This window comes from Algibacter sp. (assembly GCF_049667265.1).
Classification (GTDB): domain Bacteria; phylum Bacteroidota; class Bacteroidia; order Flavobacteriales; family Flavobacteriaceae; genus Algibacter_B.
The window spans coordinates 1-12,872 of the sequence record NZ_JBATHX010000326.1; the positions used below are offsets into that span (position 1 = coordinate 1).

The 12,872-nt window shown below is 33.8% G+C and carries 13 protein-coding genes; 9 read left to right on the top strand and 4 right to left on the bottom strand.

Annotation, left to right across the window (positions count from 1 at the left end; genetic code table 11):
- The 7 genes from WBN21_RS11530 to WBN21_RS11560 form a co-directional block, all read left to right on the top strand.
- Positions 1–1,070, top strand: a 1,070-nt coding sequence (locus WBN21_RS11530) for a lipopolysaccharide biosynthesis protein (RefSeq protein ID WP_424200420.1), incomplete at its 5' end; no start/stop codon positions are given.
- The gene (gene dut / locus WBN21_RS11535) at positions 1,067–1,501 is read left to right on the top strand and encodes a dUTP diphosphatase (RefSeq protein WP_424200421.1); all 435 of its coding nucleotides are present in this window, start codon (positions 1,067–1,069) and stop codon (positions 1,499–1,501) included. The genes WBN21_RS11530 and dut, both read left to right, overlap by 4 nt.
- A 57-nt stretch (positions 1,502–1,558) precedes the next feature.
- Entirely contained in the window at positions 1,559–1,852 is a 294-nt protein-coding gene (locus tag WBN21_RS11540; protein WP_424200443.1) for a GIY-YIG nuclease family protein, read from the top strand.
- 70 nt (positions 1,853–1,922) lie between these two features.
- Complete coding sequence (locus WBN21_RS11545; protein ID WP_424200423.1) at positions 1,923–2,942, top strand: sugar phosphate nucleotidyltransferase; 1,020 nt, start codon at positions 1,923–1,925, stop codon at positions 2,940–2,942.
- A gap of 138 nt (positions 2,943–3,080) precedes the next feature.
- The gene (locus tag WBN21_RS11550; protein ID WP_424200425.1) at positions 3,081–4,442 is read left to right on the top strand and encodes a tetratricopeptide repeat protein; all 1,362 of its coding nucleotides are present in this window, start codon (positions 3,081–3,083) and stop codon (positions 4,440–4,442) included.
- The gene (locus tag WBN21_RS11555; protein ID WP_424200427.1) at positions 4,442–5,209 is read left to right on the top strand and encodes a DUF4292 domain-containing protein; all 768 of its coding nucleotides are present in this window, start codon (positions 4,442–4,444) and stop codon (positions 5,207–5,209) included. Before WBN21_RS11550 ends, WBN21_RS11555 begins: the two co-directional genes overlap by 1 nt.
- Entirely contained in the window at positions 5,209–6,438 is a 1,230-nt protein-coding gene (locus WBN21_RS11560; RefSeq protein ID WP_424200429.1) for a murein hydrolase activator EnvC family protein, read from the top strand. The genes WBN21_RS11555 and WBN21_RS11560 overlap by 1 nt, the downstream gene beginning before the upstream one ends.
- Before the next feature lie 247 nt (positions 6,439–6,685).
- Here WBN21_RS11560 and WBN21_RS11565 read toward each other — a convergent pair whose 3' ends face one another.
- Entirely contained in the window at positions 6,686–7,195 is a 510-nt protein-coding gene (locus WBN21_RS11565; RefSeq protein WP_424200431.1) for an acyl-CoA thioesterase, read from the bottom strand.
- A 214-nt stretch (positions 7,196–7,409) separates the two neighbouring features.
- Positions 7,410–8,345 (bottom strand): SPOR domain-containing protein, encoded by a 936-nt coding sequence (locus WBN21_RS11570; protein WP_424200433.1) that lies wholly within the window; start codon positions 8,343–8,345, stop codon positions 7,410–7,412.
- A gap of 104 nt (positions 8,346–8,449) precedes the next feature.
- Here WBN21_RS11570 and dprA point away from each other — a divergent pair, with 104 nt between their 5' ends.
- A complete protein-coding gene (dprA, locus tag WBN21_RS11575; protein ID WP_424200435.1) occupies positions 8,450–9,553 on the top strand; it encodes a DNA-processing protein DprA in 1,104 nt (367 codons plus the stop codon).
- Positions 9,554–9,600: 47 nt separating this feature from the next.
- Here dprA and WBN21_RS11580 read toward each other — a convergent pair whose 3' ends face one another.
- Both WBN21_RS11580 and trpS read right to left on the bottom strand, forming a co-directional pair.
- Complete coding sequence (locus WBN21_RS11580) at positions 9,601–11,121, bottom strand: hypothetical protein (RefSeq protein ID WP_424200437.1); 1,521 nt, start codon at positions 11,119–11,121, stop codon at positions 9,601–9,603.
- Positions 11,102–12,070: a tryptophan--tRNA ligase gene (gene trpS, locus WBN21_RS11585; RefSeq protein ID WP_424200439.1), complete on the bottom strand. Its 969-nt coding sequence runs from the start codon at positions 12,068–12,070 to the stop codon at positions 11,102–11,104. Before trpS ends, WBN21_RS11580 begins: the two co-directional genes overlap by 20 nt.
- Positions 12,071–12,348: 278 nt before the next feature.
- Between trpS and WBN21_RS11590 the strand changes: the two genes are divergently transcribed.
- Positions 12,349–12,872: lysophospholipid acyltransferase family protein (locus tag WBN21_RS11590; RefSeq protein ID WP_424200441.1), on the top strand; the 524-nt coding region annotated here is incomplete at its 3' end.

Below are 12,872 nucleotides of genomic sequence, written 5' to 3' on the forward strand. Positions count from 1 at the left end.
TTCCGTTTGCATGGTTAAGGGCAACTGAAAAGCCCATGCGATATGCTATTGTTAAAATTACAAATGTTGCCATTAATTTAGGTCTAACCATTTGTTTGTTATTGATTTTACCAGGATTGGCAGAAAATAATCCAGAATCTGTATTTGGTAGCCTTTACCGGCCAGATTTTGAAATCTCATACATATTTATTGCAAACTTAATTGCAAGTGCTATAACACTTGTAATGATGCTTGGGTTGTATCTTAAAACCACTTATGTTTTTGATTCAGTTTTATGGAGAAAAATGCTAAAATACAGCATGCCTGTTATGCTAGCCGGAATTGCTTTTACAATTAATGAAGTTTTTGATAGAGTATTACTTTCAGAATTGCTTCCAGAAAATATTGCCGATAGCGAAATAGGAAAATATTCCGCATGTTACAAACTAGCGTTGTTTATGACCCTTTTTGCCACGGCCTTCAGAATGGGCATTGAGCCTTTTTTCTTTAGTCATTCTAAATCAGAAAACCCGCAAAAGGCCTATGCTCAAATAACTAATTATTTTGTGATTTTAGGAAGCGTAATTTTATTGGCTGTAGTTGTTTTTGCGGATGTGTTAAAAGTGATTTTTATTCAAAATGAAGCGTATTGGGAGGCTATGGCAATTGTCCCCATTATTGTATTAGCAAGTTTCTTTTTAGGAATTTATCATAATCTTTCTGTGTGGTATAAAATTACAGATAAAACTAAAGTTGGTGCATATATTTCATTTGTTGGGGCGATATTAACCATTATTATTAATTATTTTTTCATTCCATATTATGGCTATGTAGCCTCGGCAGTCGCCACCTTATTAGCTTATGGAACTATGATGTTCTTATCTTTCTATTTTGGAAGAAAACATTATCCAATACCTTATGATATAAGAAGAATTGTATTTTACTTGGTAATTTCAATAGTATTTTCAATACTTTCTTTTTACATATTTAAACGTAATTTAATTATTGGTGTTCTGTTACTTTCCTTATTTTTGGGACTAGTTTACAAGTTAGAAAGTACCACCTTGAAAAAGATATTTTTAAAAAAATGAAAATTAAAATCATAAATAAATCCAGTCACGATTTGCCGCATTATGAAACTATTGCATCCGCAGGTATGGATTTACGAGCAAATATCACCGAAAGTATTTCATTGAAGCCAATGGAACGCGCCATTGTTCCTACTGGCTTATTTTTAGAGCTTCCAATTGGCATTGAAGCGCAAGTACGGCCAAGAAGCGGCTTAGCTGCTAAAAAGGGCATTACGGTGCTTAATGCTCCAGGAACCATTGATGCTGATTATAGAGGAGAGGTTGGGGTGATATTAATTAATTTATCAATCGAAAAATTCACCATTGAAAATGGAGAGCGTATCGCACAATTGGTCATTGCAAAACATGAACGTGCAGAATGGGAAGCAGTAGAAGTTTTGTCTGAAACCGATAGAGGCGAAGGTGGTTTTGGGAGTACTGGTGTAAAATAAATTCCTGCGAACGCAGGAATCTCATAGTCGATAAAGATGAAATAGGGGTATGTCTATATCATGACGAACAAGCCAAACGGCGTTTTGTATATTGGAGTAACTGATAATATTGAAGAAAGAGTAAAAGAGCATAGGCTAAAAGTGTACCCAAAATCTTTTACCGCGAAATATAATTGTGATAAATTAGTTTATTTTGAAGAATTTGAAAATGGAAGTGAGGCTGAAAAAAGAGAAAGACAGCTTAAGAAATGGAAGAGAGAATGGAAGATTGAATTAATAGAGGATATGAATCCTAGTTGGACTGATTTAAGTATCAACTGGAATTTAAATTTGAATAAGTTAAGAGAATAAAATAAAGAGGTTCCTTTTTTTACAGGAATAAAGTTTAATTTAAAAGGTACCCGCTTTCGCGGGCAATTGTATGAAAATAATAGTACCAATGGCAGGACGGGGTTCTCGTTTAAGACCACACAGTTTAACCGTACCAAAACCATTAATTCCAGTAGCGGGACAACCTATTGTTCACCGTTTGGTAAAAGATATAGCTAAAGTTTTAAAACAACCTATTGAAGAAATTGCCTTTGTTTTAGGCGATCCAGCGTGGTTTGATGATGATGTGGTTTCTAAATTAGAAGATTTAGCCAAAAGTTTAGGCGCAAAAGCTTCTATTTACCGCCAAGATAAACCGCTTGGAACTGGTCATGCGATTATGTGCGCGAAACCGTCACTTTCGGGATCTGCAGTAATTGCTTATGCCGATACTTTGATAAGAGCTGAATTCGATTTAGACCCAACAGCAGATAGTGTAATTTGGACAAAACAAGTGGATAACCCAGAAGCATACGGTGTGGTTAAATTAAATGCTAATCAAGAAATAGTTGAGTTAGTAGAAAAACCAAAAACCTTTGTGTCTGATCAAGCCGTAATTGGCATCTACTATTTTAAAGATGTGGCCGTTTTAAAAGGAAAACTACAAGAAATTTTAGATGAAAACATAATGAATGGCGGCGAATACCAAATTAATGATGGTATAAAACGCATGATGGCGGAAGGTAAAATTTTCAAAACAGGAACTGTTGATGAGTGGATGGATTGTGGAAATAAAGAAATCACCATAGAAACCAATCAACGTATGTTAGGGTTTTTAAAAGCGGATGGAGAAGAGCAATTAGTGGCAAATTCAGCTAAATTGGAGAATTCAAAAATTATTGAGCCTTGTTTTATTGGTGAAAATGTGGTGCTTAAAAATACAACAATTGGACCTTTTGTTTCGGTTGGAAATGGCACAGTTATTGAAAATTCAACCATTGAGAATAGTTTAATTCAAACCAATTCTGAAATTAAAAATGCCAAGTTAAACAATGCTATGATAGGTAATAACGTTAAGTATAATGGCGAGTTTACAAGCATCAGTATTGGTGATTATTCTGTATTAGAATAATTCCTGCGAAGGCAGGAATCTTATAAATTTGAGTTATAAATAGAATTTAAATCTGTCGATATGTTTAAATTTCGGCTGTTCGCGTTAGGGATTGCAGCGTAAAGCCCGACCCTTGTGGTAACGCCCAAATAATATTTAATGAAAAGAAACATCTACATCTTATTTTTTTTCTTCGGAACGCTTTTGCTTCCGCAGATAAACTATGCGCAAGTAGATTTTAATAAAACACCTGATGATGATTTGGGTGTTAATGAAGATAAGTTCCAAGAGCTATTTTACGAGGCTTTGAAACAAAAAGGCATTGAGAATTTTGATAGGGCCGCCGAAGCGTTTGAAAAATGCATTGAAATTGATAATTCGGTACCTGTTTTATATTTTGAATTGGGTAAAAGCTATAATAAACTTAAAAACTTTGGAGCTGCAGAGGACGCTTTGAAAAAAGCAGTTGATAAAGACCCAGATAACGAGTGGTTTTTGGATGAACTTTACGGTTTTTATGCTTCGCAAAATGAGCTTGATAAGGCGATAAAAACCATTAAGCAATTGGTTAGGTTTCATCCGGATTATAAGGAAGATTTGGCGGCACTATATGTTAAAACCAAAAAGTATGATGACGCTTTGGAAATTCTGGATGCCTTGGATGCTGAATACGGCGTTTCCGTAAGCAGAGATTTAACGCGAAATCGAATTTATGAAGCTACGGGTCGTAAAAAAGATCAGATTGAGAATTTAGAAACCCGCGTTGAAAACAATCCAGAAAAAGAATCCAATTATCTGGCACTTATTTTTCGCTACAGCGAGAACAATGAAAAGGAAAAAGCTTTTGAAACGGCTAAAGAACTGTTAAAAATAAATCCGAATTCGCAATTAGTACATTTGGCTTTATACAAGTTTTATTTAGATGAAGACGATGCTGAAAAGGCCATTGAATCGATGAAAATTGTGGTGAAAAGTTTAGAAATAAAACCTGAAGCCAAGCTGAAAGTTCTTAAAGATTTCGTGAATTTTGTTAAGGAAAATCCGGATTACGAAGCAGATTTAGTGGAGGCTACAGCTTTGGTTAGCGATGCTGATAATAGCAAGTCTATGGAGGAGTTGGGCCAATATTATTTAGCAAAAAATGATAAGGTAAAAGCTTTAGAAAATTTTGAAGAAGCATTGAAATTAGAACCCAACAATTTTGGAGTTTTACGAAATGTTATGCTGTTATATTTAGATTTAAAAAAGTACGATATAGCTAAAGAAAAGAGTGGTGAGGCGCTTGAAACATACCCATCGCAGCCTGTTTTATATTTAATTAATGGCGTTGCTTTAAATGAATTAAACGAGCCAAAAGAAGCAATTGAATCTTTAGAGACTGGTTTAGATTATATTATTGAAGACACTAAAATGGAAGCCGATTTTTACAATCAAATGAGTAAAGCATATACCTTGCTAAACAATACTGCAAAGGCAAAAGCGTTTATTGATAAGGCAAAACAAATACAATCCCCAAATTGATGTATAAATTTTTAAAAATTACTTTAGGCTTCGTTTTATTCATGTTTTTTAATTGTAAATCGGCCAAAACAATAAGTTCTGGTGACGCCAATTATAATTTGCCTACCAAACAATTAATAAAAGAAAACGCAAAACAAGCTGCCGTTTTTAATACGTTGCAATCTAGACTTAAAATCACCTTTACTCAAAAAGGAAAAACCCAGTCGCACACAGTTAATTTTAGAGCTAAAAAGGACGAAGCCATCTGGATAAATGCAACGTTTTCGGTTATTAGAGCCTTGGTAACGCCAGAAAAAGTGAGTTTTTATAATAAGCTAGATAATACTTATTTTGATGGCGATTATAAGTATTTAAGTGACTTGTTGGGCACGACATTAGATTTTAATAAAGTCCAGAATCTATTATTAGGTGAAACCTTGTATGCCATGAATTCTGGCGATTATAAGGCGTCTGTTGATGAAGGCACATATATTGTGCAACCAAAAAATCAGCGCGATTTATTCGAAATATTCTTTTTATTAAATCCATCAAATTTTAAAGTGAAGTCGCAACAAATTTCACAGCCTAGGGAGTTTCGGCATTTGCAAATTGATTATTTAAGCTATCAAGATGTTGAAAAACAAATTATCCCTGAATTAATTAAAGTAATTGCTATTGAGGCCGCCGAGGAAACGATTGTAGAATTAGAAATGAAGAATGTATCTTTAAACGAAGACTTGCGTTTTCCGTTTAAAATACCATCAGGTTTTAAAGAAATTCAGCTTTAATGAAAATGAGCGCGCCTACATATAAACTTATTTTTATTCTGAGTTTTTTGTTGTTCAGTAGTTTTGGGTTTTCACAAAGTGATAAGCAAAAACAATTAGAATCTCGCCGACAAGAACTGCGAAGAGAAATTCAAAAAATTAACGAGCTACGAAGCGAAAACAAATCCAAAGCAAAATCTGAATTATCTTTAATTGAAGATTTCAATTATAAAATTAGTGTGCTTTCCAACCTTATAAAAGTAACTAACCAGCAAGCTAACTTACTAACTCGCGAAATTAGTTCGAACCAGAACAAAATAGCCGATTTAAGAGTTGAATTAAAGCTGTTAAAGGATGATTATGCTGCCATGATAGTCAAGTCCTATAAAAGCAAAAATCAGCAAAGTAGGATCATGTTTTTATTGTCTTCAGATAATTTTAAACAAGCGTATAAACGGTTGCAGTACATCAAACAATATTCGGACCACCAGAAGCAGCAAGGTGAAATTATTAAAACGAAAACTGTAGAGCTTCAAGAGACTAATTCAAATTTATTAAAGCAACAAGAAGCTAAAAAGAAACTGATTGCTGAAAACAGGGTGGTTCAAAAGTCTTTGGAAACAGAACGGAAGGAACACCAATCGTTAATGGCATCTATAAATAAAAATTTGTCGAAATATGCGTCTCAAATAAAAGAAAAGCAACGCGAAGCTGACAAGATTGATCGGGAAATTAACCGTATTATTGAGGCCGCTATTGCTAGTTCGAATAAAAAAGCAGGGAAAACGACAAGTTCTAAAACTTTTGCATTAACTGCCGAAGAAGAAGTATTAGCTTCAAACTTTATATCCAATAAAGGAAAATTACCTTGGCCTGTAGAGAAAGGTTTTGTGCGCTTAGGATATGGCACACAACCACACCCAATTGATAGATCGTTAACCATAAAAAGTAATGGTGTGCGTATTGCAACTGAAAAAGGAGCAAAAGCTAGAGCGGTTTTTGATGGTGAAGTGAGTGAGATTTTGAAGATGAAAAACGTAAATCCTATTGTCATGATTCGCCACGGGAACTACTTGACACTATACAGAAACTTATCTCAAGTGTATGTGGAAAAAGGGGATAAAGTAAAAACTAAACAGGTTATTGGTGAGGTTTTTACAAATCCATCTAATGGAGAAACGATTTTGAGTTTTACACTATCTAAAGGAACATCTACAGAAAACCCTGCGAGTTGGATTTATAAAATGTGACAAAGTTTAGTTTGTCATCCTGAACTTGTTTCAGGATCTTATTAAACTACAATTATTCTATTGAAGTTCCGCCTTTGTCTTAGGAGTTGCAGAGAAACATTTATGTTCATGAATTCTTTAATATAAAATAGAAACGCATTAATAAAAGCCCGCAGCCCGTCGAAGGAGGCGGGAGGACTTGTAAAGTAAAGCCCGACCCTCGTGGTAACCTGCCTGCCGGCAGGCAGGTTACCAAATTTTTATTACATTAATCAAACAAAGCCTTTAACTCTGTAGCTTCATGGGGTTTCATTTTCCCCGCCAATAACAGACTTAATTGTTTTCGGCGTAATGCGGCTTCAAAACGTGCTTTTTCTAAATTGGTTTCTGGAACCACCTCAGGAACAGCAATTGGTCGCCCAGTTTCATCAACAGCTACAAAGGTATAAATAGCTTCGTTGGCTTTGGTTTTGGCACCAGATTCGCGGTCTTCTATCCAAACATCAATAAACACTTCCATAGAGGTTTTAAAGGCGCGAGACACCTTAGCTTCAACAGTAACAACACTTCCTAGCGGAACAGCACGATTAAAAGCAACATGATTTACAGATGCGGTTACTACAATACGTCTGCAATGGCGCCTGGCAGCAATACTTGCAGCGCGATCCATTCGCGCTAACAATTCGCCACCGAATAGATTATTTAAAGGATTGGTTTCACCAGGTAAAACCATATCGGTCATGATTGTTTTTGATTGTTCGGGAGTCTTTGCTTGCATCTTAAAATTTTGATGTGGCAAAGTTATACCAATTTGGTTATAAAATATAGCATTAAAGACAAAGTTATTTTTGAACGTAAAAACGCTGTGATTAAATTGCATAGCCTAGTTACGGAATTTATAAACAAGGCATTTAGATTCAAAAAGAATGAGTCGACTTGCTATATTTTATGCCAAGTGGGTATTGATTATTAAAGAAGTAATTATTTAATAACTAGTCTAACTTTTTAACTAGCAACCAAGCATCGCTATTATGCGTTTTTTTGATATTTCGCAATGATTTTAAGGCATCAATTCTGCCTTCGTAACTTGCATAAACAACTTGGTGTAAACCGTATTTATTGGCGCCAATTTTTCTAGCGCTAAAACCATCTGATTTCAGTTGTTTTACTTTTTTATCACAGTTTCCCTCAACTCTAAAAGCACCTGCAACAATATGGTAATTACCAGTTTGTTTGGTAACGTTTAAAGTAATTGCTGGAAATGGATTTAAATTAAAAGTAGCTTGTTGTATTTTAGAGTCTAACTGTTGTGTTGCTTGTCTTTGGGCTAATTGATTATGCGTTTCAATCTGATTTACATAATATTTAGAAGCACCAAAACCACCTATTGTTAAGGCTATTAAAGCTACAGCAGCATATTTTAAATATGATTTTGATTGACGTTTTTCTGGCGTTATAGCAATAGGAATAACTTTTTCAATAGCCTCGGCTTCTTTTTTGTAAACCTCGCGCGTTACAGTTGGTGTGACAAATTCTGATAAGCCAAATGAATCGGTTAAATAATTTAAATGATAAGTAGGTTCAAATAAAATTTTACCTTCATCATTAAAAACAATATCACCAATATTTTTAAAAGTAAGTGTTTCGCCTTGCGTTAAGTAAGATTTTAAAAGTTTAACACGTTTCGCAATTTTTCTGTTTGCAAGCTCAAAAGGTATTTTTTCTACATCGGCAATATAATGTGCCAATAAACCATCATTCTGTTGAATTTGCTCATTAAACGATACTACTTTTTTTGGTGCATGAAAGGTATTTGTCGTCGCTTCGATAGTTGCAGATACACGTTGGGTTAAAAAAGCACCAAACTCAGGGATGGTAACACACTCATATCTATAGAGTAAATCGCTTATGTAGGTTTCTAATTGCATGGAAACAAAGTTAAAAAAATGAACTTTCTAATAAAATTTGGGCGTAACTATTTATTAACAATGTAAAAATTCTTTTATTGCGGTTTAATTATTAGATACTTAGAATGACTGAAAATGATTTGCTTTACACATTAGCGCTTCAACATGTACCAAATATTGGCGATATTACCGCAAAACGGCTCATTTCGCATTGTGGGTCTGCGGAAGCAGTTTTAACAGAAAAGAAGCAAAATCTTCTAAAAATTGAGGGTATTGGAAGCGTTACAGTTAGCGATTTGTTTAAAACTCATCATTTAAAAGAAGCCGAAAAAGAGATTGAATTTATTAAAGAAAATCATATTGAAGTTTCTTTTTTTCAAGATTCTAATTATCCGGAAAAATTAAAACATTGTATTGATGGTCCCATTTTACTGTTTCAAACTGGGAACATAGATTTAAAGAAAAAACACATTATTAGCATAGTTGGTGCCAGAAAAATTACTACAAATGGAATTGCGTTTTGCGAAAAATTGGTGGAACAATTAGTACCATACAACCCCATAATTGTTTCGGGGTTTGCATACGGAACTGATATCACGGCTCATAAAGCAGCTATGAAACATAATTTGCAAACTGTAGCGTGCTTAGCCCATGGACTAGATCAAATTTATCCAAAAGTGCATAAAAAATATATGGTTGATATGGAGAAAAATGGTGGTTTTTTCTCTGATTTTTGGAGTACAGATGCTTTTGATAAAAATAATTTTTTAAAACGTAATAGGGTTATTGCGGGTTTGAGTGAAGCCACCATAGTTATTGAATCTGCTGAAAAAGGAGGAAGTTTAGTAACTGCAGATATTGCCAATTCTTATAATCGCGATGTTTTTGCTGTTCCAGGGCGCATTACAGACACCCAAAGTATGGGTTGTAATAATTTGATAAAACACCAAAAAGCCCACATGTTAACAACACCTTTGGATGTGCCTTATATTCTGGGATGGGAATTAGAAAATGATAAAAAACCAGTAATCCAAAAACAATTATTTGTCGAGTTGGACGCCACCGAAAAAATCATTTATAATTATTTAAAAGAAAACGAAAAACAACAATTGGACATGATTGCTATTAATTGCGAATTGCCCATATTTAAAGTAGCAAGTTTTTTATTAAATATGGAATTAAAGGGCGTGATTAGGCCACTTCCCGGCAAGTTGTTTGAGGTTATTTAACAAATTCCTGCTTAGGCAGGAATCTTATAAATGAAATTAGATATCTCTTAAATATTTATCCGTAAAACCCAAATGTCTTTAAAATCATTAAGTTTTAAAAGATCCTTTTGTTTTTGATAAATGATATTGGGGTCTGGGTCTGTTTTTAAATAAATGTAGGTCCAGTTATTTTCAGGATTAACAAACGATAAAGGCGTGTAACCTTTGTCTTTTAAATAGTTTGTCCAATTTGCAGCATTGGTTTTTTTCGAAAATATATTGGTTACCAAATAATATCCTTTTTCGATGGATGGAATTAATATAGGTTTTAAATTTTTAATTTTCTCAAGGTCTTCATCAATCACTTCTTCTACCAAAACGTCCTCATTTAAACTCTCATCCTTGTTGTTATTCAAAACTAAAATGGAGTTTTTATCTTCTTTAACAGATATGTAAATGGGAGATATTTCAGTTTCAAAGGCTACAAAAAACAGATAAAACATATCTGCCTTACTATTAAATTGAATGGTCGCTTCCGAAACATTATGAGAAATCACATGATTATTTTCATTTGGTAATTTAATTTTTAAAGCATCAAAACCAAACGTGTTTTTGCTGTTTGGATTTCTATCTGAAAAAATAGAATCACCTATAGAAATAGTACTATTAAAGAAATTGAATTTGGGTCTTATTTTGTTGAATAGTGGAATGTAAGTGTTGTTTTGGTAATTAAAAAAGGAACATTTATCTGATTTGAATTTTTGATCACCCTCTAATGCTCCAATTAATATTGAGGTTTCTATACTGCCTTCCTCGGGCGATTTAAAATCATTAAAACGAATGTCTACCGGTTTTTTAAATACATCAACAAACCCATTGTAGGATGTAAAATATTTTGGAGTAGCGGTTTCTGATTTATAAACAATGTATAGTAGCCATCCGCCAGAAGCACCCCCAGAAACAAAGCCCTGAGTGGCTTTCATGTTAGCAACCGTATAGGTGCCATTTAAATTGGTATTGTTTTTTAAAAGGGAAGTGACATCTGCATAACAAACGTAAGGCTTAGTATTTGGGTAAGCTTCTTCATCATCAAATTCATCAAAAATTATTTGTCCATTTAGAGCTTCATAATTGTTATTTGGAGTTTTAAATAAAATATTATTTACATCTAACGCCCGTTTGTCATTTCCTTTATAAACGTATTTTTTATAGTGTTTCCCTTTTTTTTTGATACTTACAACCTCTTTCCAACCTTCATCATATTTGTAAATAGCACTCCAGTATAATGCTGCATATTCTATTTCGGCATCGGCTTCAAGTATTTTTAGACTAGCTTGGCTTGAGGAAAACGTATTCGAATCATCGTCAACATCAATGAATTTTAACTCGTTAAAATCATTTACGGAATTATCATCAATGGCTTTTTTTGAACTGGTGCTAAGAATATTATTTCCAATTAAAGCAGAATTACCCTTAACATATATTTTCTTGTTAGGGGAAAAGTTTATCTGTGCAAAAACAGGCATTATTGATGCAAGAAAAAGAACTAATACTATGTTTTTTGTTAATCTAGTATCCAATTTTATCACGAACTCGTTTTAAAACACCATTAGCAATTATTGTCGCTTTTTCTGCCCCAACAGCAAGAGCTTTATCAATTTCAGGTAGGTTACTCATGTAGTAGTTATAGCGCTCACGAGGTTCAGAAAAAGTGGAAACAATCAATTCAAATAAGGCTTGTTTTGCGTGTCCGTATCCATAACCACCATTTTCGTAATTGGCTTTCATTTCAGAAATTTGAGTATCATTGGCTAATAAACTGTAAATAGCAAAACAGTTGCAAGTACTCCAATCTTTTGGTTCTTCAAGTGGCGTACTATCAGTTTCGATACTCATTATTTGCTTGCGCAGTTTTTTATCGTCTAAAAATATGTTGATGGTGTTATTTTGACTCTTGCTCATTTTTCCACCATTCGTGCCCGGAATAAGTTTGGTGTCTTTTTGTACTTCTGCCTTAGGTAAAACAAAAGTTTCTCCAACTTTAGCATGGAAACGAGAAGCGACATCGCGTGTCATTTCAATGTGTTGTTCCTGATCTTTTCCAACGGGAATAATTTCCGCATCGTATAATAAAATATCGGCAGCCATAAGCATTGGGTAAGAAAACAAACCAGAGTTTACATCTTCCAACCTATCGGCTTTGTCTTTAAAACTATGTGCTAAGGTTAATCGCTGGTAAGGGAAGAAACAGCTTAAATACCAAGCAAGTTCAGTAACCTGTGGAATATCGCTTTGTCTGTAAAACACCGTTTTTTCTATATCCAACCCAAAAGCCAACCAGGTTGCAGCAGTTGAGTAGGTGTTTTCACGTAATATTTCTGCATCCTTAATTTGAGTTAATGTATGTAAGTTTGCTATAAATAGAAACGAGTCGTTTTTAGGGTTTTCAGCCATTTTTATAGCTGGCATTATAGCACCTAAAATGTTTCCTAAATGCGGTGTTCCTGTACTTTGTATGCCTGTTAGTATTCTTGCCATCTTTTCATTCCCGCAAAGGCAGGAATCTCTTTAATTAGTATTCAATTTCATAAAACCAAAAGCAAAGGTAAACGTTTTAATAATAAATACTAAAAACAAATAAATTTTCGATTTTTTTACTTGATATTTTTCTCTTTTTCTTCGTTAAAATTTTAAAATGTAGCTATGGCTATATTTTAAAATTTGTGCCTTGATAAATAAAAAACTATCTGCGTCAAAATTTTCTAAAAACTATTCACTTTAGGTATACCTCAATACAATTATGTATTTTTGGCTGAATGAAAGTATTTAAATATATATTTTGGGGATTATATCGCATATGGTTTTATATCCTTGTAGCATTACCAATACTTATACTTTTCCCAATACTTCTAGTTTCTATTGCAAAGGAAGCTTGGTATCCATACTTTTTTAAGATTGCCAGATTCTGGGCAAAGTTTATTTTAATAGGCATGGGATTTGCCTATAGAATTGATCGAGAACAAACCCTTGATAAAGATAAAAGTTATATGTTTATAGCCAACCATACTTCTATGGCTGATATTATGCTGATGTTGGTTTCGGTTAAAAACCCATTTGTATTTGTTGGTAAGGCTGAACTGGCCAAAATTCCTCTTTTTGGGTTCTTTTATAAGCGTACTTGTATTTTGGTTGATAGAAGTTCTGCAAAAAGTAGACAGGCCGTTTTTTTGAGAGCACAGCGCAGGTTAAAAACAGGTGTTAGCATTTGTATTTTTCCTGAAGGTGGTGTACCAGAAGAACAAATTATGTTAGATGCCTTTAAAGATGGCGCTTTTAGATT

Excerpts from the sequence above, each read along its gene's own strand:
- dut (WP_424200421.1), top strand. The coding sequence starts at position 1,067 with ATGAAAATTAAAATCATAAATAAATCCAGTCACGATTTGCCGCATTAT.
- WBN21_RS11545 (WP_424200423.1), top strand. The coding sequence starts at position 1,923 with ATGAAAATAATAGTACCAATGGCAGGACGGGGTTCTCGTTTAAGACCA.
- WBN21_RS11550 (WP_424200425.1), top strand. The coding sequence starts at position 3,081 with ATGAAAAGAAACATCTACATCTTATTTTTTTTCTTCGGAACGCTTTTG.
- WBN21_RS11555 (WP_424200427.1), top strand. The coding sequence starts at position 4,442 with ATGTATAAATTTTTAAAAATTACTTTAGGCTTCGTTTTATTCATGTTT.
- WBN21_RS11560 (WP_424200429.1), top strand. The coding sequence starts at position 5,209 with ATGAAAATGAGCGCGCCTACATATAAACTTATTTTTATTCTGAGTTTT.
- WBN21_RS11565 (WP_424200431.1), bottom strand. The coding sequence starts at position 7,195 with ATGCAAGCAAAGACTCCCGAACAATCAAAAACAATCATGACCGATATG.
- WBN21_RS11570 (WP_424200433.1), bottom strand. The coding sequence starts at position 8,345 with ATGCAATTAGAAACCTACATAAGCGATTTACTCTATAGATATGAGTGT.
- dprA (WP_424200435.1), top strand. The coding sequence starts at position 8,450 with ATGACTGAAAATGATTTGCTTTACACATTAGCGCTTCAACATGTACCA.
- trpS (WP_424200439.1), bottom strand. The coding sequence starts at position 12,070 with ATGGCAAGAATACTAACAGGCATACAAAGTACAGGAACACCGCATTTA.